Annotated in this window: 28 protein-coding genes; 17 read left to right on the top strand and 11 right to left on the bottom strand. The window is 73.3% G+C overall.

What is annotated here, in order from left to right; all coding sequences use genetic code 11:
- Positions 1-84: 84 nt before the first annotated feature.
- On the top strand, positions 85-1,350 hold the full coding sequence (locus tag ACIA8L_RS18585) for an ROK family protein (protein ID WP_395905886.1): 1,266 nt from the start codon (positions 85-87) through the stop codon (positions 1,348-1,350).
- On the opposite strand, the gene ACIA8L_RS18580 is transcribed toward ACIA8L_RS18585, so the two are convergent.
- Positions 1,336-2,217: a LysR family transcriptional regulator gene (locus ACIA8L_RS18580; RefSeq protein ID WP_395905883.1), complete on the bottom strand. Its 882-nt coding sequence runs from the start codon at positions 2,215-2,217 to the stop codon at positions 1,336-1,338. The two genes, ACIA8L_RS18585 and ACIA8L_RS18580, sit on opposite strands and share 15 nt — an antisense overlap.
- Positions 2,218-2,330: 113 nt before the next feature.
- On the opposite strand from ACIA8L_RS18580, the gene ACIA8L_RS18575 reads away from it, so the two are divergent.
- From ACIA8L_RS18575 to ACIA8L_RS18565, 3 genes are all read left to right on the top strand, one after another.
- A complete protein-coding gene (locus ACIA8L_RS18575; RefSeq protein WP_395905881.1) occupies positions 2,331-3,557 on the top strand; it encodes an MFS transporter in 1,227 nt (408 codons plus the stop codon).
- Between the two features lie 69 nt (positions 3,558-3,626).
- A complete protein-coding gene (locus tag ACIA8L_RS18570) occupies positions 3,627-4,976 on the top strand; it encodes a hypothetical protein (protein ID WP_395905878.1) in 1,350 nt (449 codons plus the stop codon).
- Between the two features lie 181 nt (positions 4,977-5,157).
- Positions 5,158-6,267 (top strand): lytic polysaccharide monooxygenase, encoded by a 1,110-nt coding sequence (locus ACIA8L_RS18565; RefSeq protein ID WP_395905875.1) that lies wholly within the window; start codon positions 5,158-5,160, stop codon positions 6,265-6,267.
- On the opposite strand, the gene ACIA8L_RS18560 is transcribed toward ACIA8L_RS18565, so the two are convergent.
- Together ACIA8L_RS18560 and ACIA8L_RS18555 are read right to left on the bottom strand one after the other, a co-directional pair.
- Positions 6,248-7,087: a histidinol-phosphatase HisJ family protein gene (locus tag ACIA8L_RS18560; RefSeq protein ID WP_395905871.1), complete on the bottom strand. Its 840-nt coding sequence runs from the start codon at positions 7,085-7,087 to the stop codon at positions 6,248-6,250. The two genes, ACIA8L_RS18565 and ACIA8L_RS18560, sit on opposite strands and share 20 nt — an antisense overlap.
- Positions 7,088-7,096: 9 nt before the next feature.
- Positions 7,097-7,885 (bottom strand): class I SAM-dependent methyltransferase, encoded by a 789-nt coding sequence (locus ACIA8L_RS18555; protein ID WP_395905869.1) that lies wholly within the window; start codon positions 7,883-7,885, stop codon positions 7,097-7,099.
- 136 nt (positions 7,886-8,021) lie between these two features.
- On the opposite strand from ACIA8L_RS18555, the gene ACIA8L_RS18550 reads away from it, so the two are divergent.
- Positions 8,022-8,606, top strand: a complete 585-nt coding sequence (locus tag ACIA8L_RS18550) for a cysteine hydrolase family protein (RefSeq protein WP_395905867.1) — start codon at positions 8,022-8,024, stop codon at positions 8,604-8,606.
- Positions 8,603-9,508 (top strand): GlxA family transcriptional regulator, encoded by a 906-nt coding sequence (locus ACIA8L_RS18545; protein ID WP_395905865.1) that lies wholly within the window; start codon positions 8,603-8,605, stop codon positions 9,506-9,508. The genes ACIA8L_RS18550 and ACIA8L_RS18545 overlap by 4 nt, the downstream gene beginning before the upstream one ends.
- A gap of 9 nt (positions 9,509-9,517) precedes the next feature.
- On the opposite strand, the gene ACIA8L_RS18540 is transcribed toward ACIA8L_RS18545, so the two are convergent.
- Complete coding sequence (locus ACIA8L_RS18540; RefSeq protein ID WP_395905863.1) at positions 9,518-10,108, bottom strand: TetR/AcrR family transcriptional regulator; 591 nt, start codon at positions 10,106-10,108, stop codon at positions 9,518-9,520.
- A gap of 97 nt (positions 10,109-10,205) precedes the next feature.
- Between ACIA8L_RS18540 and ACIA8L_RS18535 the strand changes: the two genes are divergently transcribed.
- From ACIA8L_RS18535 to ACIA8L_RS18525, 3 genes are read left to right on the top strand one after another with little or no spacing between them, the layout of a single operon-like run.
- Complete coding sequence (locus ACIA8L_RS18535) at positions 10,206-10,994, top strand: class I SAM-dependent methyltransferase (RefSeq protein ID WP_395905861.1); 789 nt, start codon at positions 10,206-10,208, stop codon at positions 10,992-10,994.
- 38 nt (positions 10,995-11,032) lie between these two features.
- Positions 11,033-11,542: a sigma-70 family RNA polymerase sigma factor gene (locus tag ACIA8L_RS18530; protein ID WP_395905858.1), complete on the top strand. Its 510-nt coding sequence runs from the start codon at positions 11,033-11,035 to the stop codon at positions 11,540-11,542.
- A complete protein-coding gene (locus ACIA8L_RS18525) occupies positions 11,539-12,576 on the top strand; it encodes a hypothetical protein (protein WP_395905856.1) in 1,038 nt (345 codons plus the stop codon). Before ACIA8L_RS18530 ends, ACIA8L_RS18525 begins: the two co-directional genes overlap by 4 nt.
- Positions 12,577-12,606: 30 nt before the next feature.
- Here the strand turns inward: ACIA8L_RS18525 and ACIA8L_RS18520 are convergent, their stop codons facing one another.
- The 4 genes from ACIA8L_RS18520 to ACIA8L_RS18505 all read right to left on the bottom strand — a co-directional run bounded on the left by ACIA8L_RS18520 (position 12,607) and on the right by ACIA8L_RS18505 (position 15,438).
- Positions 12,607-13,536, bottom strand: coding sequence for a hypothetical protein (locus ACIA8L_RS18520; protein ID WP_395905854.1), 930 nt, complete (start codon positions 13,534-13,536; stop codon positions 12,607-12,609).
- An 80-nt stretch (positions 13,537-13,616) separates the two neighbouring features.
- Positions 13,617-13,967 carry a PadR family transcriptional regulator gene (locus ACIA8L_RS18515; protein WP_395905852.1) on the bottom strand — a complete coding sequence of 117 codons (351 nt, stop codon included), beginning with the start codon at positions 13,965-13,967 and terminating at the stop codon, positions 13,617-13,619.
- 45 nt (positions 13,968-14,012) lie between these two features.
- A complete protein-coding gene (locus tag ACIA8L_RS18510; RefSeq protein ID WP_395905850.1) occupies positions 14,013-14,360 on the bottom strand; it encodes a DNA polymerase ligase N-terminal domain-containing protein in 348 nt (115 codons plus the stop codon).
- A 256-nt stretch (positions 14,361-14,616) separates the two neighbouring features.
- On the bottom strand, positions 14,617-15,438 hold the full coding sequence (locus ACIA8L_RS18505) for a polysaccharide deacetylase family protein (RefSeq protein WP_395905847.1): 822 nt from the start codon (positions 15,436-15,438) through the stop codon (positions 14,617-14,619).
- A gap of 110 nt (positions 15,439-15,548) precedes the next feature.
- Here ACIA8L_RS18505 and ACIA8L_RS18500 point away from each other — a divergent pair, with 110 nt between their 5' ends.
- Positions 15,549-15,869, top strand: coding sequence for an ArsR/SmtB family transcription factor (locus tag ACIA8L_RS18500; protein ID WP_395905845.1), 321 nt, complete (start codon positions 15,549-15,551; stop codon positions 15,867-15,869).
- Positions 15,866-16,615, top strand: coding sequence for an SRPBCC domain-containing protein (locus tag ACIA8L_RS18495; RefSeq protein WP_395905843.1), 750 nt, complete (start codon positions 15,866-15,868; stop codon positions 16,613-16,615). The genes ACIA8L_RS18500 and ACIA8L_RS18495 overlap by 4 nt, the downstream gene beginning before the upstream one ends.
- Here the strand turns inward: ACIA8L_RS18495 and ACIA8L_RS18490 are convergent.
- The gene (locus tag ACIA8L_RS18490; RefSeq protein WP_395905841.1) at positions 16,559-17,311 is read right to left on the bottom strand and encodes an SDR family oxidoreductase; all 753 of its coding nucleotides are present in this window, start codon (positions 17,309-17,311) and stop codon (positions 16,559-16,561) included. The genes ACIA8L_RS18495 and ACIA8L_RS18490 overlap by 57 nt on opposite strands.
- Positions 17,312-17,364: 53 nt before the next feature.
- On the opposite strand from ACIA8L_RS18490, the gene ACIA8L_RS18485 reads away from it, so the two are divergent.
- Complete coding sequence (locus ACIA8L_RS18485) at positions 17,365-18,105, top strand: IclR family transcriptional regulator (RefSeq protein WP_395905839.1); 741 nt, start codon at positions 17,365-17,367, stop codon at positions 18,103-18,105.
- A gap of 158 nt (positions 18,106-18,263) precedes the next feature.
- Here the strand turns inward: ACIA8L_RS18485 and ACIA8L_RS18480 are convergent, their stop codons facing one another.
- Positions 18,264-18,644: an STAS domain-containing protein gene (locus ACIA8L_RS18480; RefSeq protein ID WP_395905836.1), complete on the bottom strand. Its 381-nt coding sequence runs from the start codon at positions 18,642-18,644 to the stop codon at positions 18,264-18,266.
- A gap of 356 nt (positions 18,645-19,000) precedes the next feature.
- On the opposite strand from ACIA8L_RS18480, the gene ACIA8L_RS18475 reads away from it, so the two are divergent.
- From ACIA8L_RS18475 to ACIA8L_RS18455, 5 genes are all read left to right on the top strand, one after another.
- Positions 19,001-19,627 (top strand): alpha-ketoglutarate-dependent dioxygenase AlkB, encoded by a 627-nt coding sequence (locus tag ACIA8L_RS18475; RefSeq protein WP_395905834.1) that lies wholly within the window; start codon positions 19,001-19,003, stop codon positions 19,625-19,627.
- A 549-nt stretch (positions 19,628-20,176) separates the two neighbouring features.
- On the top strand, positions 20,177-20,467 hold the full coding sequence (locus ACIA8L_RS18470; protein ID WP_395905832.1) for a hypothetical protein: 291 nt from the start codon (positions 20,177-20,179) through the stop codon (positions 20,465-20,467).
- 26 nt (positions 20,468-20,493) lie between these two features.
- Positions 20,494-21,069, top strand: a complete 576-nt coding sequence (locus tag ACIA8L_RS18465; protein ID WP_395905830.1) for a hypothetical protein — start codon at positions 20,494-20,496, stop codon at positions 21,067-21,069.
- On the top strand, positions 21,066-21,785 hold the full coding sequence (locus ACIA8L_RS18460; protein ID WP_395905828.1) for a hypothetical protein: 720 nt from the start codon (positions 21,066-21,068) through the stop codon (positions 21,783-21,785). Before ACIA8L_RS18465 ends, ACIA8L_RS18460 begins: the two co-directional genes overlap by 4 nt.
- Positions 21,786-21,897: 112 nt before the next feature.
- Entirely contained in the window at positions 21,898-22,827 is a 930-nt protein-coding gene (locus ACIA8L_RS18455; RefSeq protein ID WP_395905826.1) for a prenyltransferase/squalene oxidase repeat-containing protein, read from the top strand.
- A gap of 330 nt (positions 22,828-23,157) precedes the next feature.
- Here ACIA8L_RS18455 and ACIA8L_RS18450 read toward each other — a convergent pair whose 3' ends face one another.
- Positions 23,158-24,495: a neutral zinc metallopeptidase gene (locus ACIA8L_RS18450; RefSeq protein WP_395905824.1), complete on the bottom strand. Its 1,338-nt coding sequence runs from the start codon at positions 24,493-24,495 to the stop codon at positions 23,158-23,160.
- Positions 24,496-24,549: the final 54 nt, after the last annotated feature.

Below are 24,549 nucleotides of genomic sequence, written 5' to 3'. Positions count from 1 at the left end.
CCTTCGGCAAGGCCGTCCATGTCGTCCTTTGGCGCGCTCCGCGGTCGCGGTGGCGTGCGCCGATCTATGCCGAGGTGACCCGAGATGGCTAGCAAGGAGCGCGCGGGGGCCGGATCCGCCGAGGAGCCCACCGACCAGCTGGCCCTGCGCCGCACCAACCTGACCCGGACCCTGCGCCACCTGCGGACCAACGGTCCCCGCTCCCGGGCCGCCATCGCCGCCGCCACCGGCCTGCACAAGGCCACCGTGTCCAGCCTGGTCGACGAGCTGCTGACCCGCCGCCTGGTTCGCGAGCTCGGCCCGGAGCACTCCGGCACCGCCGGCCGCCCCGGCCGCGGCATCGCCCTGAGCCCCGACGTCGGCGCCGTCGGCATCGAGATCAACGTCGACTACCTGGCCGTCCACGGCGCCGACCTGACCGGCCGCACGGTGATCGAGAAGCGGGTCAGCTTCGACGCCATGCACCGCGACGTCGAACGCTGCCTCGAGGACCTCGCCGAGGCGGCCCGCCGCTCCCTGGCCGAGCTGACGCGGCGGGGCGTGACGCCGGTCGGCGTGACGGTGGCGGTACCGGGACTCGTCGACGTCGCCCGCGGAGTCGTGGTGCTCGCCCCGAACCTGGGCTGGCGCGACGTCCCCGTGGCGACCCGCCTGATGCACGGCCTGCCGCCGGGCCTGTGGATCGGCGTGGACAACGACGCCAACCTGGCCGCGCTGGCCGAGTACACCTCCGGCGTGGCCGCGGGCACCGACGACCTGGTGTATCTGACCGGCGAGGTCGGCGTGGGCGGCGGCGTCATCGTCAGCGGCCACCTCCTGCGCGGCGCCGACGGCTTCTCCGGCGAGGTCGGCCACCTTCCGGTCGAGCCGGACGGCGCACCGTGCGGCTGCGGCCGGGTCGGCTGCTGGGAGACGAAGGTGGGCCTGGCCGAGCTGGTCCGCAAGGCGACCCCCGACGCCGCCTACGGCCTCGAGCCCGCCACCATCCCCGACCCCCAGGAGCGCGTCGCCGAGATCAGCCGCCGCCTGCAGCGCTCGGACCGGGCCGCGACGGAGGCGGTCGAGGAGGTCGGCCGCTGGCTCGGGCACGGCGGCGCGATCCTGGTCAACCTGTTCAACCCGCGGGTGATCGTCCTGGGCGGATACTTCGCCGAACTGGCCGACTACCTGATCCCGTCGGCCCAGGCCAACCTGGCCCGCCTGGCCGTGGCCTCGACCGCCGCCCGCTGCCACTTCGTCGCGTCCCACCTGGGCTTCACCGCGGCCGCCCGGGGCGGCGCGGGCGTGGTGGTGGAGCGCATGATCGAGGACCCGACCGCCGTCTGCCTGACCTCGCTAGCGCGGGTCTGAAGCGCTCAGCGACTTCGCCCCGCCGGCCAGGATCGTCGCGATGAGGGCCTTCACCGCCGGGCGCTCCGCGGCCCGCGGGTTGGCCAGCAGCACCAGGTCCATGTGGCCGAGCTCGGGCAGCCGGTGGGCCGGGCCCAGGGTGGTCAGCTGGGCCGGCACCAGGCTCGCGGCCAGGGCCGATATCCCGATCCCGGCGGCGACGCCGGCGATCAGGCCGTTGACGCCGCGGCAGACGCACGCGCTGCGATAGGGGACCCCGGCCCGGTTGAGCGCCTTGCGCATCTCATCGCGGGAGATGCTGGGCGCGGCGTAGACCACCAGCGGTACCGGCTTGGAGAGGTCCACCTTCGTCGCCGGCGTGCCGACCCAGACGAGCCGGTCGCGCTTCACCAGCTGCCCGCGCTCGTCGCCCGGCGGGCGCTTGCCGACGAGCACGTCGAGCTTGTCGTTGACCATCCACTCGTGCAGCACCCGGCTCTGCTCGACGGTCAGGTAGAAGTCCACCATCGGGTTGTCCCGGCGGAACTCGCGCAGGATCTGCGGCAGCCGGGTGAGCGCCAGGTCGTCGGACATGCCGATGCGCAGCCGGCCGCGCGGGCGGGAGCCGGAGAAGTACGCCGCCGCCTGTTCGTGCGCGGCGAGGATGGTCCGGGCGAAGCCGATCATGGCCTCCCCGTCGGCGGTCAGCGCCAGCGAGTGCGTCGTGCGGTGCACCAGGGCCCGCCCCACCTGCTCCTCCAGCCGGCGAATGTGCTGACTCACGGTCGGCTGGCGGATCCGCAGCCGGGCCGCGGCCTGGGTGAAGCTCCCGGTCTGCTCGACGGCCAGGAGCGTGGCGAGCAGCTGGGGGTCATACGCCGTGGTCATGGCCGAACCCTATAACTGTGCACAGGATCATCGCGCTCATAGGCGATCGCTATAACTGTGAGTCGGCTTATCGGTCTTCTATATGAGCCGCCGGTCCGGCAAGGATAAGGGACGTGATCTTCGCCGCCGTGCGTAACCGCGGCTACCGCACCTACCTGATCGGACAATCCCTCAACAACACCGGCACCTGGATGGGCAGCGTCACCCTCGACTGGCTGGCCCTGCGCCTGACGGACCGCCCGGCCGCCGTCGGCATCGCGATGGCCCTGCAGTTCCTGCCCATCCTCCTGTTCGGGGTGCACGGCGGGGCACTGGCGGACCGGTACCGCAAACGCACGCTCCTGCTGCTGACCCAGTCCGTCAACGCCGCGCTCACCACCGCCCTGGCCGTCCTGACGATCGCGGGCGCCGTGCGCATCCAGCACGTGTTCGCCTTCGCCCTGCTGACCGGCCTGGTCTTCGTCGTCGACGCGCCGACCCGCCAGGTCTTCGCGGCCGAGGTCGTGCCGCCCGACCACCTGCGCGCCGCGGTCGCCCTCAACGCCGCCGTCTTCCAGGCCACCCGGCTGATCGGCCCGGCCATCGCCGCCGTGCTGATCGCCACCGCCGGCACCGGCTGGGTCTTCGCGCTGCAGGCCCTGTGCTTCACCGGCCCGACGGTCGCGCTGCTCCGCCTGGCGCCCACGCCGGTGCCGCCGCGGGCCCCGCGCGAACGCCACGCGTTCCGCACCGCCGGCCGCTACGTGTGGCGCCACCCACCGGTCTTCTGGACGATCGTGCTCGTCGGTGTCATCGGCACGTTCGGCCTGAACTTCCCGATCGTGCTGACCGCCCTGGCCAGCGACACGTTCGGCGGCTCGGCCTCCCTGTACGGCCTGTTCAACATCGTCCTGGCCGTCGGCTCCGCGGCCGGTGCCCTGCTGGCGGGCTCGCTGACCTCGACCCGGCTGCACCGGATCATCCTGCTCGGCGGCCTGTTCGGGGCCGTGCAGGCGCTCGCCGCGCTGGCACCCGGTCTGCCTTCGTTCCTGCCGCTGCTGGCCGCGCTCGGCTTCGTGAACCTCGCCTTCCAGGCCCTGGCCAACGCCTCCGTCCAGCTCTGGGTCGACCCGGATGTGCGGGGCCGGGTGATGGGCCTCTACATGCTGGTCTTCACCGGCGGGACCCCGCTCGGCGCCCCGATCATCGGCGCCCTGACCGACCACTTCGGCGCCCGCTGGGGCATGGCCGTCTGCGGCCTCGTCCCGGCCGCGGCGGCCGGCGCGATCGCCGTGCTCCACTGGCGGGCCCGCCCGGCCGTCCCGGGCCGCCGCGCGATCGCCGGGCTCCGCCTCCTCTGAGCTCCGTTGGCACGCACCGCTGGTTGCTCACCGCTTGTTTCTCGCGGTGACCCGGCGCACGCTGAGCCGGTGCCCGCAGATCCGCAGGCGTTGATCGAGGCCGGCCTGGCGTACCTGCGCGGCCTCGACCCGGAGGCGGCCGCCGACGTCGAGCGCCGGCCCGACGACCCCCGCCCGTCGATCGTGGTGGCGGGCCGCGCGCCGGACGCGGTCGCCGCCCTCCTATCGGGTGCCGCGGACGTGACGATCCACCCGGCGCCGGTCGGCCCGGGCGCGGCGCGTCTCGAGGCAGCCGTACACCGCCTCGAGGACACCGCCGGTCTTGTCTTCGTCACCGACACCGACACCGACACACCACCCACCGAGCCGGAGACGATCCTGCTCATCGAGGCCACGAAGTACGTCCGGTTCGCCCTCTTCGTCACCACGAATCCGGGCCGCGAGCACCGGGGCTGGCTGCACACCCACGCACCGCGGTACAAGGACAGCCCGTGGTACGAGGTGCCGCCGCAGACCGCCGAACTGCGGCAAGCGGTCGCCGACGTGGCCGCGATCACCCGCCTCCACCGCCACGCCGACACCCTGCGCGGGATCCGATCAGCGTGCATCCGCATCGACGACGAGCTCGGTGACGCCATCCTGGCCACCGGCGCCGCCGGCCCGGCCGCGGTCGATCCGGCCGATCGGGAGCGCTCCCGGCTGGCCACCTCCGACTGGCCCGGCACCCTGGCCACCGAGGCCGAGCGGGCCCGGAGCATCGCCACCGAGCAACTGCACCAGCACATGGTGTCGCTGCGCGACCAGCCGATCGACGACCTGGCGCTGACCCTGGCCAATCTGGCCCACCGCTTCAACCGGTCGACCGAGTTCCGCTCCGGCCGGGTCGTCGAGCAGGTGATACCGAGCGTGCTCGACCCGCGGGCCAGCTTCCGCCTGGCCCGCCCGATCAACGCCCGCCTCCGCGCCGCCTTGACGGGTCGCCCCCGCCGGGCCGAGGGCGACCTGGTCGTCATGTCCCCCGCGGCCACCCGCATCGTGCGGACCCGGCCGTCGATCGACCTGACCGTTCCCGGCATCAACCTCCACCCCGCGCCCGGCGCCGCTGCCGACGCCACCCTCGCCGAGGCCGGTGACGTGCTCGCGGAGGAGATCGGGCGCTGGTACGCCGGCCTGCGTGACGCACTGACGGCCGCGCTGGCCGAGGCGGTGGAGCTTCGCACCGCCCAGCTCGACGCGCACGCCGCCGACATCCGCTCGTTCGCTTCGCTCGCCGATCCCGAGCGCGGCGACCACCGCGCCGCCCGGACCGCCGCCCGCGAGGCCCTCCGCGACCGGATCCGCCGCCTCGACTCGGCCATCCTCGAGGTCCGGCCCACCACGGCCCCGGACCGGCGCGGCGGGGTGGCCGGCGGGCAGTAGCCGCGGCCGGCCTCATCGGGGCGGCCGGCGTACCGTCCCGTTGCGATATTCACATTCCTCGTTTTACCGGCTACCCTCCCCGGCGGGAGCCGCGCGCGTTGACTTCGTCAGTTCCAAGTCAGCCGCGTCGTCGTCGTGCTGTCGAAGCGCTTCGGCGGCTGCGCACCCCCGAGGAGTACCGATGCAACTTTCATCGATCGCGCGGCGTCTCGCGGTCGGAGCCCTGGTCGTGCTGACCGCCGCCCTCGGCGTGGCCGTGCTCTCGCAGCCCGCGTCCGCGCACGGCTCCCTCACCGACCCGCCGTCGCGCAACTACGGCTGCTGGGAACGGTGGGGCTCCGACTTCCAGAACCCGAACATGGCCACGATCGACCCGATGTGCTGGCAGGCGTGGCAGGCCAACCCCAACACGATGTGGAACTGGAACGGCCTCTACCGCGAGGGCGTCGCCGGCAACCATCAGGCCGCCATCCCGGACGGGCAACTGTGCAGCGGCGGCCGGACCCAGAACGGGTTCTACGCCTCGCTGGACACGGTCGGGGCGTGGACGGCCGCCACGAAGCCCAACAAGTTCACGCTGACGCTGACCGACCAGGCCCAGCACGGCGCGGACTACCTGCTGATCTACATCACGAAGCAGGGCTTCGACCCGGCCACGCAGCCATTGACCTGGGACAGCCTGGAGCTCATCCAGCGTACGGCCCGGTACGCGCCCGCCCCGCAGTACCAGGCCCAGGTCGACGCCGGCACCCGCACCGGCCGGCACGTCATCTACACGATCTGGCAGGCGAGCCACCTCGACCAGTCGTACTACCTGTGCAGTGACGTGATCTTCACCGGCCAGGGCGGCAGCACCGGTTCGCCGTCGCCGTCGCGGTCCACGTCACCGTCGCCGTCGCGCTCGGCCAGCGTCTCGCCGTCCGCGAGCCGGTCGGTGAGCACGTCGCCGTCGCGGTCGACCTCGCCGTCGGCGCCGACGTCGCAGCAGCCCGGTGGCTGCTCGGCCACCTACACGAAGTCGTCGGAGTGGGCCGGTGGCTTCGGCGCGAACGTGACGGTCACCGCGGGCTCCGCGGGGATCAGTTCGTGGACGGTCAAGTGGACGTTCGCCAACGGGCAGACCGTGACCAGCTTCTGGAACGCGACGATAACGTCGAGCGGCTCCGCGGTCACGGCCGTCAACGCGTCGTACAACGGGAAGCTGAGCGCGGGGCAGAGTACGAGCTTCGGGTTCAACGGCAGCTGGACGGGGACCAACAGTGTCCCGACGCTCAGCTGTACCGCCCAATGATCCAGTGGTCGTAGGGGTGCCGGCCGGGCCGGAACCCTTCCGACTCGGCTAGGGCGGCGGCCGCGGCGAAGTTCGTCGCGACGGCCTCGGGCCGGTGCGCGTCGCTGCCGAAGCTGACGGCGGCGCCACCGGCCTCCCGCCACCAGCGCACCAGTGCGGGTTCGAGGGTACGGCGGGTGTTGAGCTCCAGCGCGCGGGACGTCCCGGCGAGGGAGCGCAGCACCTGCCGTACCTCTTCTTCGTAGTCCTCGATGCGGAAGACCTGTCCGGCCGGCAGGTAGCGGGCCGGGTAGTCCAGGTGCGTGAGGGTCGAGAACTCGCCGGGCGCCTCGACCATGCGGACGACCTCGGCGAAGTAGTCGCGCATGACTTCCGGGACGGGCCTTTGGGTGTACTCGCCCTCGACGAGCAGGTTCAACCCGTCCACGCGCAGCGAGTGCAGTGAACCGATCACGCGCTCGAACGGTGCACTGGCGAGCAGCGCGGCCGCCTCGGCGGCGTACCAGTGCGGTTCGCCGAGTTCGACGCCGGTGATGATGCGCAGCGACGGGTACTTCGCCCGGCACCGGTCGATGGCCTCGAGGTAGCCGTCGACGTCCAGCGGTGGCGGGGTCAGGTGCGCCGGGTCGCTCATGTGCGGCGTCCACCGTTCGGGCACCGACGCCGCGTCGACGGTCCACGACACGAAGTCGGTGTGCTCGGTGAACGCGATCGCCGGGAGGCCGAGTTGCACGGCCCGCGCGCACGAGCCCTCCATGTCCCCGGTCCGGGTGTCCCACGAGAACTCGGTGTGCGCGTGCAGGTCCGCAGGGAGGCTCACGCGGCCATGTTACGGCCGGGCCAGGATCTCGCCGTGCAGGATGGACAGCCAGCCGTCACCGTCCGCGGCCCACGTGCGCCAGGCGGACGAAATGCGGTCGAGGTCCTGCTGCGGTACCCCCGAAGCCAGCGCTTGACGGGCCATCGCCGACTCCCGGACGCGGTCCGCCCACATGCCGCCCCACCAGGCGCGGTCCTCGTCGTCGGCGAAGCACCAGGTGCTCGACGTGGCGGTCACCGCGCTGAACCCGGCCGCGTTGGCCCAGGCGAGGAGGCGGCGGCCGGCGTCCGGTTCGCCGCCGTTGGCCCGGGCCATGCGCTGGTACAGGGCCATCCAGTCGTCGAGTTCGGGCAGCTGCGGGTACCACGTGAAGGCTGTGTAGTCACTGTCGCGGGCGGCGACGTAGCCGCCGGGTTTGCAGACGCGGCGCATCTCGCGCAGGGCCAGGACGGGGTCGGCGACGTGCTGCAGCACCTGGTGGGCGTGTACGACGCAGAACGTGTCGTCGGGGAAGGGCAGGGCGTGCACGTCGCCGCGGGTGACGGCGGCGTTGGCCACCCCGGCCAGGCCTTCGCGGGCGACGGCGACGGCCTCGTCGGTGACCTCGAGGGCGACGACGTTGGCGGCGCGGGCGGCGAGGTCGCGGGTGATGGTCGCCGGTCCGGCGCCCACGTCCAGGACGACCATCTTGTCGGTGAGCACCGGCAGCAGGTAGGCGGCGGAGTTCTCGGCGGTGCGCCAGCGGTGGGAGCGCAGCACGGATTCGTGGTGGCCGTGGGTGTACACGTTCTTCGGCATGTCTCAGACAGTAGTATTCTCGTCTCATAGTTCGGAAAGCTGTTCCTGCATTATGAGATGGCGTATGACCGGATCGGTCCGGTCCGTGGCTGGCCGGGTCCTGGTGCGCGACCGGGCGGGCGCGCACGATCGAAGCATGCGAAGCGCCCTGCTCATCATCGACATCCAGGAGTCGTTCCGGCAGCGTCCCAGCTGGGCCGCGGTCTCCAACCCGGACATCGTCGCGACCGTCAACCCGCTCATCGACGACGCCCGGGCCCGCGGCGACCTAATCGTGTGGGTCCTGCACACCGAGCCCGGCACCGGCAACGTCTTCGACCCCGCGGCTTGTGATTTTGTGCGATACATCGAGGGCCTCGAACCGCGCGACGGCGAGCCGCAGCTGGTCAAGACCTCCGCCAACTGCTTCACCACCACCGGCCTGCAGCAGCTGCTCACCACCGAGGGCATCCGGCACCTCATCGTCACCGGCATCCAGACCGAGCTGTGCTGCGAGACGACCACCCGGGTGGCCGGCGACCTCGGCTACGACGTCACCTACGTCACCGAGGCGACGGCCACGTTCCCGATCGCGCACCGCGACGAGCGCGACCGCCCCTACGAGGAGATCCTGGCCAGCCCGCGCACCCTGCAGCCGGCCGACGTCATCGCGCGCACGGAATATGCTCTGGCCGGCCGCTTCGCCACCATCGCCACCGTCAAGGAGGTCCTCGCCCGGTGAAAGTTGTCTTCCTGCTCGTCCCGCAGTTGCACCTGCTCGACCTGGCCGGCCCCGCGCAGGTGTTCTCCACCGTGCGCGACCGGAGTCTGGGATATGAGCTGCACTACGTGGCCGAGCAGGAGGAGGTGCCCACCGCGCAGGGCCTGCCGCTGCGGGCCGAGGTGGCCTGGCCCCGGCTCACCCGCGACGACCTCGTCCTCGTGCCCGGCTGGCGCTCGTCGACCTTCGGCGAGCGCCACGGCACGCTGACCGGATCGACCCGGGCCCGGATCGCCGCCCACCACGCCGCCGGTGGGACAGTCGCCAGCGTCTGCGCCGGCGCGGACGCCCTCGGCCAGGCCGGCCTGCTCGACGGCCGCCGCTGCACCACCCACCACGGCCTGCAGGAGTATCTGGCCCGCAGATACCCGCAGGCCCGGGTGGTCCGCGACGTCCTCTACGTCGTCGACGAGCGGGTCGTCACCTCGGCGGGCATCGCCAGCGGCATCGACCTCGCGTTGCACCTGGTGGCCGCCCGGCACGGCCCCGCCGTCGCCGCCCAGGTCGCCCGCGAGATGGTCGTCTACGCCCGCCGCAACGGCGACGCACCGCAGCACAGCGCGATGCTCCGGCACCGCGACCACCTCAGCGACGTCGTCCACCGCGTCCAGGACGTCATCGACGACCGGTTCGCCGAACGCCTCCCCCTGCGCGACCTCGCCGTCGCCGGCGGGGTGAGCGAACGGACCCTGACCCGCGCGTTCGGCGAGGCGACCGGCCTGACCCCGCTGCGATACCAGCAGCTGCTCCGCCTGGAGCGGGCCGAGCACCTGATCGGCCACGGCGCCACGGTCGAGGCCGCCGCCCACGCCGCCGGCTTCGAGGACGCCCGCATGCTCCGCCGCCTACGCGCCCGGACCTAACCCGTCGCGCTATTGCCGCACCACGGGCCGGAGCACGTTGGCGACGGCTCGTTCGACGGCCTCACGGGTCGGCGGCGGCCCGGTCCGGTCGGCGAAGAGCAGGTGCGCGGTGCCGATGAGCATGGCCCCCAGCGAGTCCGGGTCGGCCCCGCCGGTGACCCGTCCCAGTCCGCGCTCGGCGGCCAGGTAGGCGCCAAGCATCCGCGCGGCCTCGGTCAGCACCGGCACTCCGGCCGGCCAGGTGTCACGCAGCCGCGCCCGCAGTTCGTCACGGAAGGTGACAAGCGCGACGATGGCCACGGCGACGGACCCGAAGACGGCGACGAGTGCTTCGGTCACATTGCCGGCGACGGTACCGTGACCCGCCGCCTCCCGCAGCGCCAGTGCCTGCGGTGCCATCCTTTCGGCCCGATCGAGCACGAACGCGGCCAGGAAGTCGTCGAAGTCGGCGAAATGCTTGTGCAGCACGCCTTTCGCGACCCCGGCCTCGGTGGTGACGGCCCGGCTGGTCAGCCCGCCGGGCCCGTCGCGCAGCAGGATCCGATCCGCGGCGTCGAACAACTGCTCGCGGACATCGCGAATGGCAACCCCAGTAGGCACGCGGCACCCTCTCGTTTCCGGCGCGCGCGACCCATTCCCTGCTTCCGGGCGGGCAGCCGTGATTGCCGAGTGGGCAACTGCCCACTAGAGTGGGCGCATGCCCACTGTATCAGGCGAGTCCCACGAGGCACGGACGGTGGCGGAGTCCTTCGGCGCCGACGCGGAGCGCTACGACCGCGCCCGCCCCAGCTATCCGGATGCCCTGATCGAGCGCATCCTCGCGGCCAGCCCGGGCCGGGACGTGCTCGACGTCGGCTGCGGCACCGGCATCGTCGGCCGCCGGCTGCGGGCCGCGGGCGCGACGGTGCTGGGCCTGGACCCGGACCCGCGGATGGCCGAGGTGGCCCGCCGCCACGGCCTGGACGTCGAGGTGGCGAAGATCGAGGAGTGGGACCCGGCCGGCCGCGCCTTCGACGCCCTGGTCGCCGGCCAGACGTGGCACTGGGTCGACCCGGCACTGGGCGCCGCCGCGGCCGCCCGCCTGGTGCGCCCCGGAGGCCTGGTGGCGCTGTTCTGGAACGGCGTGGAGCCCCCACCGGAGGTCGGTGCGGCCACCGGCGAGGCGCTGCGGCACGTGTTCCCCGACCTGCCCGGCCGGAAGTCGTTCTCGTTCGGCGGCACCGCCTACGCTCCGCTGGCCGAGAAGGCCGCCGCGGCCCTGCGACCGACGGGCGCGTTCAGCGAGCCGGAGCTGTGGATGTTCCCGTGGGAGCGCCCGTACACCCGCGACGAGTGGGCGGAGCAGATCTCCACGTCCGGCTTCGTCAACCGCCTCCCACCGCCCACCCTCAACCAGGTCATGGCCGACATCCGGGCCGCCGTCCCGGCGACCTTCACCGTCAAGTACACGACCGTCGCCACCGCCGCCCACAGAGTCTCCAGCTGATTGTCAACGGGTGGGGTACCGGGCCGCGTTGCTCTGGTGTGACGTTCGAGGAGTTCGTCTCCGCTCGGCTCGGCGCCCTGGTGCGCTACGCCACCGTGGTGTGCTGGGACCCGTACCTCGCTGAGGACGTGGTCCAGAACGTGCTGCTGCGGTTGCAGTCGAGGTGGGGGCACATCGGTGGGCTGGAAGCGCCGGAGCGCTATGTGCGGCGCATGGTGGTCAACGAGTTCCTGTCCTGGCGGCGGCGCCCGTCCTCGCGGCAGGTCAGCCGGCCGACCGAGGTGCTGGACCCGCTGATGGCGCCCGAGCCCGACCCGAGCGGCCGGTTCGACGAACGGGACACGATGATCCGGCTGATCGGGGCGTTGCCGCGCCGGCAGCGGGCGGTCGTGGCGCTGCGGTTCTACGAAGAGCTCGAGATCGCCGAGATCGCCGAGCTGATGCAGTGCCGACCGGTGACCGTGCGCACCCACCTGATGCGGGCGATGGCGGCGCTGCGGGTCGCGCTGCCGTCGCGCCGGGCGCTCGAGTTGGAGGAGCGGGCATGAGTGATCAGCTGGAAGACCTCGTGCGGCAGGCGCAGGAATGGCGCGGGGCCAACACGGTGCCGCTGGAGGGGCTACGGCATCGGGTCACGCGCCCGGCCGCCCCGACCACCCGGTGGCGCGCGGTGACGATCGCAGCGGCGGTCGTGCTGGCCGTCGCCGTATCGGTGGGGATCGCGGTGCGCGCGGGACAGGCTCCGCCCCGGCCCGCCGACGAACCGCCGCCGACACCGGCACAGTCACAGGCGCCGAAGCCGGTGCCCGTCCCGACCGGCTCGCAGCCGATGCACTACGGGCCGACCTGGATGCCGCCGGGCCTGGGTGAGGATTCGCGCTCCTTCGAACTGCGCGACGCTCAGATCGTCCGGGCGGTGCGCACGTGGCGCGGTGCGGGCCAGGAGCTCGAGATCGCCGTCGACCTGGTGGGCGACGCGGGCGCGGTGACCGGGCCCAATGCTGAAGTCCTCGGTGGTCCGGCCCGGCTGGACTGGCCGTCGGCCGCCGGCGACCCGGGCCGCCTCGAGTGGCGGGTCGACGGCCACCGCATCGTGCTGACCGCCCGGGTGAGCAAGCCACCGGCGAGCACGGCCCGGCGGATCGCGGAGTCGGTGCGGTCGGACCCGGCGACGCTGCGGCCGGCCTTCACCACCGATTGGCTACCGGCCGGGCTGACCGTCATCACCTACACCGCCGGCGACTCGCGCATCCCGGTCGGCGAGCCCTTCCGGGCCTGGATGGGCGTCCTGACCGCCACGGACCCAGCGGACCCGCAGCGCACGGTGCGCGTCGCCGCGGTCGCCGGCGCCACGATCCCGGACGGCGGCGAGGTGACCGCCCGCCAGGCCCGGCCGGCGACCTACCTCCGCACCGCCGACGGCCAGACCCTCACGCAGCGCGCCGTGGTGGGCCCGGTGGTCTGGAGCGTCACCGGCCCTGGCCCCGAGGTGCTGCCCCGGGCCGACCTCGAGCGCATCTTCGACGGTGTCGTCGAAAACGAGAACGTGGACCTGGACTGGCTCGGCACCCGGCCGGCCTGACGACCAGCCGGGCCGCGGCGGGCACTGCTCTCAACCCCCGGCGGGGTTCGACGGGGCGCCGCGAGCCCGGCGCCGGCCCGTCGCGGCGAGGGCCAGGAGGAGCAGTGCCGGTCCGGTGACGGCGACCAGCACGCCCGCGGCGGCCATGGATGACCAGGCCGGGACGATCGGGCGGCCCAGGTTGGTATCGAGCATCGCGCCGATCGGGTTGAGGGCCAGGAGGCCGATCGGCGTGAGCAGGATCAGCAGCGCCCAGGCGCCGCGGGAGTCGTGGCGGGCGGCCCAGCCGAGCGCGAGCAGGGTCGCGCCGATGAGCAGCGTCACCGCGGCGGCCGGCAATGCCACTACAGCGGATGGGTAGTAGTCGCCGTTGAAGCCCAGGCGCGGTTCGATGGCCAGGGCGACCGGCACGGTCAGCGCCGCGGCGACGAGCGGTGTGAGGCGGGCCCACCGGCGGGAGTGTGCGGGGGCGCCGAGCGCGACGAGGCCGAGCACGATCTGGGGCACCAGCACGCTCAGCGGCGGGCGGAAGCCGCCGGTCAGCGTCGCGGCCGGCGGGAGGCCCGCGGTGACCAGCACGGCGACGAGTGCCGCGCGGCGGGGCCACCGGCCGGGTGCGGCGGCGTGCACGACGGCGGCCAGCAGCCACAGTGCCCACGCCGCCACCCCGAGGGACAGGAACGGCCCGGACTGGGTGTACCAGGGCGCTCTGGGGGCCAGCACCTCGAGGACCGCCCACCAGCTCGCGAACGCGCTGGTGGTGATCAGCGCGAGCAGGCCGGCGAGCCGGAAGCCGGCGCCGGGCGCGGTCCGCAGGCGCCGGCGCAGCCCACCGGCCGCGAGGTCGGCGATGTCGGCGGGCGAGGGGCGGCGGCGACCGGGCGCGGCCAGGGCCAGGTAGGTGTCGACCAGTTCCGAGCCCCGCTCGCGCCGGTCGTCGGCCGGGTAGAACAGCCTCATCCAGCGCGTGTAGCGCCGTTCGAGGTCGGTCGGCGCCGGGCGCTCATGGGCGTGCCCGTCCGGACGGTTCGGCGGTGAAGTCATGCGAGTCCTCGGCTCAGGCGGGGCGCGGCCTTGGCGGCGCGCAGCCGGGCGGTCGCGGCTCGGACGTTGCGGCGCATGCGTTCGGTCTCGGCCGCGAGGACCTCGACGCCCGGCTCGGTGAGCCGGTAGTAGCGGCGTAGCCGGCCGTCGACGATCTCCTCGTGATCGACGTCGACCAGGCCCGCGTCGACGAGCCGGTCCAATGCGCCGTAGAGCGTGCCGGGCCGCAGCGAGATCCGGCCGTCGGACAGCCGGGCCACCTCGGCGATCAGGCCGTAGCCGTGCATCGGCTCGCCGGCCAGGGCGGTGAGCATCAAGAACGTTGGTTCCCGCAGGGGCGTCTCCACGCGGCCAATATATCGGCTGCGAAGGTATAACGGAACACCGCGGGGCTACTCCTGCATCAGGTGCAGCAGCCAGTCCGAGTCGGTCCGGATCAGCGCGTAGGTGCGGGGAGTGCCGCGGCCGTGGAGGGTGAAGACGATGCGCTTCTCGTTGCGGTCCACCTCGTGCCACCAGCCGGTGTCGGCGATCGCCTTGTCGGCGTCGGTGTAGGTCAGGTGCTCCAGGGCGTGGTCCGGGACGGCGACGGCCAGGCGGTTGCGTTTCGGGTCGTCCGGCAGGCCGCGCGGCACCGCCCACGAGCGCAGGACGCCGTCCTCTTCGAGGCGCAGGTCGAAGTGGTGGCGGGGTTTGTGGTGCTCGTGGAGCACGAACGTCGGCCGGCCCTGATCGTCCACGCCGTCCAGTCTGCCCGATGGGGCACGGATATTCGGGCGACGGCCGATCCGGGCGCTGGTACCGTCGTCGGTGCAGCTGGGTGCCCGGTGCGCAGGCATCGGATACTTCTATTTGGGATAGAGAGGTCGCGGGTGCAACTCCCGCCGTCCCGACTCATCGGGGCGTAGCTCAGCAGGAGAGCGCTAACAGTCCCGGCGCCGCCTTGATCTCGGGCCCCACATCTGCGATGCGAGCGGCGTGCCCCGCCGGGCGCTGTCAGGCGGTGCCGTGGGAGTCGGGGACCGGCAGGGCGATCAGCGTGAACCGGCCGGCCAGGTCGGGCAGGATCGTGCGCAGCGCGGTGACGGTCTGCGGGCCGGCGCCGTCGTGCAGGAGCACGATCGAGCCCGGGTGCGTGTGCGTCAGGACATTGTGGATGATCGACTGGACGCCGGGGCCGCGCCAGTCCTGCGGGTCGACGGTCCAGTAGATCGAGGTCATGCCCATGCCCGCGGCCATCGTCACGACGTTCGGCGCGAAGTTGCCGCCCGGGGCCCGGTAGTAGGGGATCGCCGCGCCAGGGACGACCGCGTGGATCGCGTCGTTGGTGCGTTGCAGCTCGGACCGCATCCGGTCGGCGGCGCGGGACGGCAGCTGCTCGTCGTGGCTCCACGTGTGGTTGCACAGCGTGTGCCCCTCGGCGACCATCCGCCGCACCAGCGCGGCGTGCGCGGCGACCTGATGGCCGACCATGCAGAACGTCGCCTTCACGTGGTACTGCGCGAGCAGATCCAGCACCGCGGGAGTGTCGTCCCACGGGCCGTCGTCGAAGGTCAGCGCGACCGCGTCGGACCCGGTGGTGCGCAGCGACCCGGCCGGGCCGGTGCCGGTGGTCACGACCGGCGCCGGGGCCGAAGCCGACGGACTGGCGCTCGGCCCCGAAGAGGTCGCCGGAGATGTCGCCGGTGTCTCCTGCCGGACCGCCGTCAACGGCACCGATACGACCGCCGTCGTCCGCGGTGGCGACGCCACACCGCTGCCACCGAGCGTCAATACCAGGATGGCCAGCCCGAGGACGGCCGCGCGGCGCCAAAGCACGGATGCACTCTAGCGGGTCTCGACCGCGCGGCCGCGGCCGTCGTTGATGCGCGCGCGGATAGCGCTACCTGCCGTTGACGGTATATACCGCACAGGGTATGTTCAGAGCCGTGCTGACGATCTTCGAGGTGCTCGCGCTGCCCGCCCGGCGCGACGTCATCGAGCTGCTGCGCGGCGGGCCGAAGGCGGTGAGCGAGCTGGCCGAGGCGCTCGGGGTCAGCCAGCCGATCATGTCGAAGCACCTGCGGGTGCTGCGCGACGCCGGGTTCGTCAGCGTGCGCGCGGACGCGCAACGGCGCTGGTACGAGCTGCGCCCCGAACCGCTCGTCGCCGTCGCGCGGTGGCTGGAGCCGTACCGCTGGATGTGGGAAAGCCGCCTCGACCTCCTCGGCGATCACCTCGACACCATGGGGAAGGACTCGACGCCATGACCGATCCGGAGTTCATCGACGGCCCGCGGCCCGCGATCAGGGTCGTGCGGACCTACGACCATCCGATCGAGCGGGTCTGGCGGGCGGTGACCACGCCCGAGCACCTGGCCCAGTGGTTCCCCACCGGCGTCGAGCTGGACCTGGTCCCCGGCGGCCGGATCCGCTTCGGCGACCTGGGCGACGGCGGCTCCGAGGGCGAGGTCCTCGCGGTCGACCCACCGCACCGCCTCGACTTCCTCTGGGGCGACCAGCGTTTCGAGTTTCATTTGAGTTCCATCGGGGGTACTGCCACCGCGTTCACACTGGTGCACCACTTCGACGACCGCCCGGGCGCCGCGAGCTTCGCTACCGGCTGGGAGTCGTGCCTGCGCGCGCTCACGGCGGCGCTGGACGGCACGCCACCGCCGGCACCGGACCGCGGTGTCGCGCGGCACGAGGAACTGGTGCGCCGGTTCGGGCTGGACCGGCCACGGGTGACCCGCGACGGCGACGGCTGGCGGGTGCGGTTCGAGCGGCAGCTGACGTGCCCGGCCGACACGGCCCGCAAGCTCCTCGACGCCGATGCCGAGCGGCTGACGTTTCGCCCCGGGACCGGGCACGGCGCGCGGCTGGTGCTCGAGCTTGACGGTACCGGCGAAACCGCTCTTGCACATGCGGTTGCCCTTTGGACCGCACGCATCGAGGGCGTGTCAGCGGCCGCCCGTGACATCGATGGTGGTGCCGGTGATGAAGGCGGCGTCCGGTGACAGCAGCCACGTGACGGTGGCGGCGACGTCGTCGACGGTGCCGGCCCGGCCGAGCGGCTGCTGCGGGCCGAGGCGGTGGGCGCGGTCCGGGTCGCCGCCGGTGCCGTGGATCTCCGTGTCGATGATCCCGGGGCGCACGCTGACGACCCGGATGTTGTACTGCGCGACCTCGAGCGCCAGCCCTCGCGTCAACGTGTCGACGGCGGCCTTGCTCGCGGCGTAGTCGACGTACTCGCCGGGCGCGCCCAGGTCCGCGGCCTTCGACGACAGGTTGACGATGACCCGGTCCGGCCGGTCACTGCCGCGCATCCGCGCGACCGCCTCCCGGCAGCAGCCGGCCAGCCCGACGACGTTGACGGCGAGGATCCGGGTCCAGCGGGCGGCGTCGATGCCGTCGAAGGTGCTCTGCCGTTCGAGCACCCCGGCGCTGTTGACGAGACCGGCGAGCGGCCCGAGCGCGTCGGCCGCCGCGAACAGGTCCGGGATCCGGTCGGGGTCGCCGACGTCGCACGCGACCGCGCGCACCGGACTGTCCGGCCGGTCGAGCTCCTCGACGAGCGCGCGGGCGCGGTCGTGGTCGCCGCGGTATCCGAGGACCAGGGCCCGGCCCGGCACCCCGGCCAGGCGGCGGGCCACGCCGGCCCCGATGCCCCGGGTGCCACCGGTGATGACGTACACGCCTTCGCTGCTCCGCATGCCCTTGATCTTTCCCGACGCCGGGCCGCCGCGGCGAGGGGCAGAATCATTGAGTGAGTCAGACTGCTCCCGTCTCGATGCTCGGCCGCGTGCTGGCACTGCTGGACGCGGTCGCCGCCGCCGGCCCGGTCGGCCGCCGCGACCTGGCCGCCACGACGGGTCTGCCGGCGGCGACCGTCAACCGGATCGTCGCTTCACTGCTCGCCGAACGCCTCCTGGCCGAGGACCCGGACGGCCTGCGCCTGGGCCTGCGGCTGTTCGAGCTCGGCACCACGGCCGGGCAGGCGGGCGTCACATTGCTGGATGTCGCCGGGCCGTACCTCGTGGATCTGCACGCGGCGTTCGGCTGCACGGCGCAGCTGGCGGTGCTGGACGGGGCGTCGGTGGTGTACCTGTTGAAGGTCGGCTCGCAGCGGCAGCGGCGCCTGGAGACGCGGGTGGCGGGGCGGTTCCCGGCGCACTGCACCGGGGCCGGCAAGGCGCTGCTGGCGTTCGGGTCGCCGGAGGTCGCCGACGCCGTGCTGGACCGTTCGCCGCTGGCCGCCCGCACGGCCGCGACGATCACCGACCGGGCGCGGCTCCTGGCCGACCTGCGCGCGACCCGGCGCCGGGGCTACGCCGTCGACCGGGCCGAGTTCCAGACGGGGATGACGGGCGTCGCGGCGCCGGTGCGGGGCTCCGGGCGGCCGCTGGCCGCGATCACCCTGGCCGGCCCCACCGAGGCGCTCGACGTGCCGAAGGCCGCGCACGCACTACGGACCGTCGCCCGGCTCATCGAGGCGCGGCTCGGTTGACGGTCACGCCGACTTGGGCGGCGCCCAGCCACTGTTGCCGGTCGGCGTGCCGAAGGCCGCGCACGCACTACGGACCGTCGCCCGGCTCATCGAGGCGCGGCTCGGTTGACGGTCACGCCGCCTCTTGGCGGCGCCCAGCCGCTGTTGCCGGTTGACGGTCACGCCGACTTGGGCGGCGCCCAGCCACTGTTGCCGGTCGGTGTGCTGAGGATCTCCAGCAGGCCGAGGAGGCTCAGGACGCGGCGGACGCCCGGGCTGGGGTTGACGATCCACAGGTCACTGCCGTTGGTGATGGCGTGCGCACGGGCCGAGACGAGCTTGCCGATGCCGGTCGAGTCGATGAACGTCACGAGACTCAGGTCGACCTCGACCGCGCGGGCCCGCACGTCGTCGATGGCCCGGAACAGCACGCTGCGCAGCTCGCTGACGTTCTCCATGGTGACCTCGCCGGCGACGCGGACGCGCAGCGCCTGGCCGGGGAGCGGCTCGACAGTGACGTTGAATTCGGGGAACACGGCGAAACGATCGGCGGGACTCATGTGGCTCAACACCTTCCAAACTCCGAGCCGGTCTCACGATACGGCCAATCGCTGCCCACGTCATCCCGGCGAGCGATCTCGACCGATTCGTTCGCACCCGAACGAGGGATTCGCCGAGCTTCTCGGCCCGCACACTCTCGGCTTCCCGGCCCGCGCACTCTCGGCCTCCCGAGCCTCACGCCCTGGGCTTCCCGGGCCTCACGCTCTCGACTTCCCGGCCTCACGCTCTCGGCCTCCCGGGCCTAAACCCCTGGGCTTCCCGGGCCTCACGCTTCCGACTTCCGGGGTCTCACGCTCTCGGCTGAACCGGCGGGTTGCGCTCGTACGGGTGTTCGAAATCGGGTAGGCTTGGGGGCATGATTGACCTCGCGTATCAGCCGTCGATGTTCGACGTCGCCGGCCCCTCGCTCGGCTCGCTCACCGGGCAGATCACCCGGCACCACCTCACCCGGGGCGCGTGGGTCGATCACCTGCCCGGCTGGGTCCTCGGCTCCGACGCCGTGCTGCAGACGCTGCTGCAGGACGTCGAGTGGCGGGCCGAACGCCGCAAGATGTACGACGACGTGGTCGACGTGCCGAGACTACTGCGGTGGTACCCGGCTGAGGAGACCCTCCCCCACCCGCTGCTCACCGAAGCGAGGCGCCGCCTCACCGCCCACTACATCGAAGAGCTGCGCGAGCCCTTCATGACCGCCGGCATGTGCCTCTACCGCGACGGCCGCGACAGTGTGGCCTGGCACGGCGACACCATCGGCCGCGGCGCCCGCTTCGACACCATGGTCGCCATCGTCTCCTTCGGCTCCCCCCGAGCCCTGCTCCTACGCCCCCGCGGCGGCGACAGCGTCCGCTTCCCCCTGGGCCACGGCGACCTGATCGTGATGGGCGGCTCCTGCCAGCGCACGTGGGAACACAGCATCCCGAAAACCGCCCGCCCCGTAGGCCCCCGAGTCTCAGTCCAGTTCCGCCCCGCCGGCGTCGCCTGACACCAGGACGACATCCGGCCCCGGCCGATCACTCACGTCTCGCGCTCGGGGCCTTGGTATGCGCTCCGTCGGCTCGGCGACGCCCTGGCCCGGGCCAGGGGTCTCGAGGGACGACGTTCGGCACCGGCCGGTCACCCACGTCTCGCGCCCGGGGCCTTGCTCTGCACCTCCGTCGGCTCGGCGACGCCCTGGCCCGGCCGGGGTCTCGACGCCGAGTCTCGCCACGTCTGACCTCCGGCGGGGACGTCAGCCCGGCACCGCCCGCGGGAACGTCAGCATGACACCACCCGCAGGTGCGGCGGCCCGGCACCACCCGTGGATGCGGCGCCGCGGCACCATCCACAGGGACGTCGGCCCGGCACCGCCCGTGGATGCGGCGGCACGGCACCACCCGCAGGGACATCGGCCCGGCACGGCCCGTGGGTGCGGCGGCTCGTTCGAGCGACTCCACCGAAGTCGACCTACGGCACCGCGAAGAAACCCGGACTTCGGTTGTATCAAACCGCGCCCGCCTCGATCTGTCTGGTAACCCACAGAGAGGTGATGGCGATGACGGTGAATCCGGACAAGCTTCGGGAGCTGGCCTACACACTGAGCGACGACCAGCGGCGGTTGTTGCGCGAGGGCCTGGCCGACGGCGGGCCGCTCGACGCCGATGCGCTGGTCGCCGTGCTTCGCGACGCCGGCAACCACGAGACGTTCAAGGAGTTGGCCGCCGACGCCGGCGCCGGGGACGCCGGTGTGGGCGACGCGGGCACTGTGACCACCGACGGGGGCACCGGGGACGCCGGGACCAGCCACCCGCCGACGCCGCCCGAGCCCGGCCTGACCCGGTGGTGACGCCGGCACCGCCCGGCCACACAGGCGTGGACGACTGGGTCCGCGGCCGGACCGGCCTGGTCTCCATCGACGTCGACTACTTCATGCACGGCGGCGACCCGCACCTCGTGGCGCCGCTGCGGGAGTGGTTCGCCCGGGCGGTTCGCGACGGGGCCCGCGTCGTGTTTCGCGACGATCACGTCGACCTCGTGGAACTCGTGACGCGGCCGGTGGACTTCATCGTCAACCTCGACCATCACATGGACCTGCGCCTCGAGTTCCTGCACGGCGCGCCGGCGAGAAGGCCCCCGGTCAACGCGTCGGTGTTCGAGACGCTGCTGGCCGACGGGCTGACCGAGCGGTACGTCTGGGCCCACCCGCCGGGGCGTCGCCGCGCGGCCGCGCTGGCGTACTCGTCGGCGTTCGCCGCCGGCCGCCAGTCACTGCTGCCGCGGATCCACTGTGTCGAGGGGCGGTCGGCGGTGCGACGGATCATGTGCCGGGCGGAGGTCGGCTTCGTGTTCGTGTGCCGCTCGCCCGACTACGCCGACGCCACGACCGACGCGGTCTTCCACGACCTGCGCCGGCTCGGATCGCCGGCCGCACCGGGCGTGCGGTCATGACGCTGGCGGACCGGTTCATCGACTTCGCCGAGGAGCACTACGCCGTCGACTGGGCCGCGATCCAGCGGTCCGTCGCGGCGCGGCTGCGGGTGCGGCCATCCTTCGACGCGACGGTCTACGATCCCCGGCGATACCCGTCGTACTGGTGCGTGCCGGTCCTGGTGGGCGGCTACCTGGGCGCGTCGCGCCGGGCCGTGCTGCTCGACACCGAGGCGTTCGTCGGCGGCTGCGTGCTGCGCCACCACCTGCTCGACCCCGAGCGGCCCTTCGACGCCGAACCCGGCCCCCTCGCCGGCGCCTACGACGGGTGCCGCCTCGGGGCCGGCCCCGCGACGCCGTTCGACGCCCGGTTCGCCGCGAAGTGCCGGCCGTGGACCGTGCTGCTCGCCACGGGCACCGAGGCGATCCTGGCGGAGACCGACCGGCGGGCCGACTACGACGCGGCCCTGGCGGCGATCGTGCTCGTGCACTCGTGTCTGCAGATCATCGACGACTGGCACGACCGGGAGGAGGACCTGGCCCGGGCGCACTGGAACATGTGGGTGCACGAGCCGCTCCGCGACACCCTCGCCGTCATCACGCCCCTCGTCCGCGGCGCCGGGGCGAGCATCCGGCGGCTCCGCCCGCATCTGCTGCGCACTGCCCTCGACCTCCAACTGCGCGATACCACCGCCGAACTGGCCGACGTCGTAGCCCGCAGCCGGGCAACGACATGACCGCACTGGACGCCGCCATCGCCGCCGAGGTGCCGCGCACCGCCCTCGACCTCCAACTGCGCGACACCACCACCGAACTGGCCGACGTCGAAGCCCGCAGCCGGGCGACGACATGACCGGGCTGGACGCCGCCATCACCGCCGGGGTGCGGTTCCTGCGGCACCGACTGGGTACTGAAGCGGCCGGGCTGTGGCGGGACTTCGCGCTGCCGCCGGTGAGCACCGGCTCGACGGAGTGCGTGTCCGCGTTCATCGCGGCCCAGCTCGGGCCGGTGCCGGAGGGCCGGGGCCTGGCCCGGCAGGTCGTCGAACGCCTGGTGGCGCAGGCGCGGCCCACCGGCGGGTGGGGTTACCGCGAGGATGTGCCGGAGGACTGCGACTCGACCGCGTGGGTGCTGCTGGGCGCGGCCGCGACCGGGTGTGGCCTGCCACCCGGCCTCGCCGAGCGCAGCCTGGCGTACATCGCCGGGCATCAGCGCGACGGCGGCGGGTTCGTCACCTACGGGCCGGCGGCGAAGGCGGCGCTGACCCCGGCCGACCAGGCCGGCTGGTTCGAGCCGGAGGTGTCCGTGACCTCGTCCGCGGTGCTGGCCCTGGCCGCGCACGGCCGGGCCGCGGGCGAGGCCTGCCGCTACATCGGCCGCAGCGCCCGCGACGACCTCTGGGAGTCGTACTGGTGGAACGGCTTCGGCTACCCGACCCATCTCGCACTCACCGCCCTGGCGACGCAGGGCCGCCGGCGGCACGAACACCGGTTCACCGCCGCCCGTCGCGCCGTGCTCGCCCGCCTGGCCGGAACGCCCGGCAACCCCTTCACCACGGCGTTGGCGCTGCGGACGCTGCTGCTGACCGGCCCGCCCCCGGCCGCGTCGGTGTCGTACCTCATCGACGTGATGAGCGCGGACACGGGCGCCCCGGCCGGCGCGGAGATGGTGGCGCCGGGCGGCTTCCACGGCACGGACGTCGTCCTGCCCGACAACGGCAACGTCACGACCGCGAGCGTGGTCCGGGCCCTGCACGAAGCCAGAACCGGCCCGGCCTGACGATCGCCACGGCCACGCCCCCGCGGACCCGCCACCACCCACCCGAGGCGATCGGCGCGATGGTCCAGCGGCTCCACGCGATCCGGCGCTACGGCCCGTCATGACCGCCGTGGCCAGCCCAGCTTCGGCGTCCAGGATCGCGCGGGTCGACCGGGCGCGACGCTTCAGGCCCAGCCGCGCAGCGCGCGGTAAGTGTCGCCACGACCTTCCGGCGCCCAGGATCGCGCGGGTCGACCGGGCGCGACACTCAGGCCCAGCCGCGCAGCGCGCGGTAAGTGTCGCCACGACCTTCCGGCGCCCAAATCGTGCGGGTCGGCCGGGCGCGGCGCTTCAGGCGCAGCCGCGCAGGCCGCCGAGGACGCCGTTGCGGAACGCGCCGATGCGGTCGAACGCGCTCGCGTCGCCGCTGGTGCCCGCCCGGCCGAAGACCAGCAGTGCCGCCACGGCCTCGTCGAGGTCGCCGGGGGACAGGCGTAGCCCGTCGCCGGGGCCGCGGTGCAGCAGGTCGTTGGCCCACGTGCCGGCTAGGCAGTCGACGGTCAGCTGACCCGCGCGCCCGTCGGCGGACCGGCCCCGCCGCACCTGTACGGCCCGCGCGAACAGGTCGCCGAGCAGCATGCCCACGGCGTTGTCGCCGATGTGCTGATACAGCTGCGGCCCGAGCTGCCGGTTGTCGAACGCGACGAAGTCGCCGCTGGGGCAGTAGAACGCCGACTCGGCAGCGGCCGGCTGGCGGTCGCGGCACTGCGGCGCCGACGCCGGGTCGAACGGCTGGACCTTCAGCGGCGACCATGCCGAGCCGGTCAGCTGCGGGAAGACCCGCTGCCAGTAGGCCTGCACGTCGTTGCCGAGCTCGGTCACGGCCCGCCCGTAGGGTAGGTCGCCGCCGCTGGCCGCCTCGTCGCGGCTGCTGAACGGGATCTCGGTGACGGGCAGGTTGTCGGCGGAGTACTTCGCGCACCGGGCCGGGCCCTGCTCGATGCCCTCCTGCAGCGCCCGGACCCGGTCGAAGGCGTTGCCGTGGGCCTGCGGCGCCTGCGCCGGCACGCCGGGCTGGTCGCGCAGGGAGAGCAGCCCGGCGACGGTGTTGTCGAGCTGCTGCGGCTGCGGGGCGGTGAACGCGTCGGAGTGCCCGGCCGCCACGTCGGCGATCCAGCTGCCGGCGAAGCAGTCCGCCTGTTGCTCCAGCACGATCGTCGGCTGCTCGGTGAGGCCGAGCCGCTCCTGGACGGCGTGGCCGTACTCGTGTGCGACCACCACCGCGACGAGCAGTCGCCCGTAGTCCGCGGCGAGCTGCGGGATGAGCACCTCCGCGTCCCAGGCGATGAAGTCACCGGTCGGGCAGTAGAACGCGTTGGGCTGGTACTCGGGCCGCTGCCCCCCGCACGCCGGTGGCGGGTCCTGCTTGGTGTAGGGGTGATACCCGCCGGAGACCTTCCGGAACGCCGCGCCGCCCGACAGCTCGGGGTAGGCGGCGGTCCAGAACCGCTCGACGTCGCCGATCGCGGCGCGGACGGTGGCGTTGGCCTCGTCGGCGGACGGCGCCGAACCCCGGCCGGCCGCGCCGTTGCCGTCCCCCTGCGACGGGACCGTGCCGATCGCGCAGCCCAGCCCGGCGACCAGCGTCACCGCGGCGGCCGCGACCCATCCGAGCCGTGTCCTGACCATACGCGTCGCACATCCCTCATCGACGGGCCCTCACATGGCTCGATATCCCGCCGA

Origin of the sequence: Dactylosporangium sp. NPDC051541 (assembly GCF_044454505.1) — a bacterium.
GTDB lineage: Bacteria > Actinomycetota > Actinomycetes > Mycobacteriales > Micromonosporaceae > Dactylosporangium.
The sequence above is the reverse complement of the archived record's forward strand: the minus strand, read 5'-3'. Positions and strand labels throughout refer to the sequence as shown.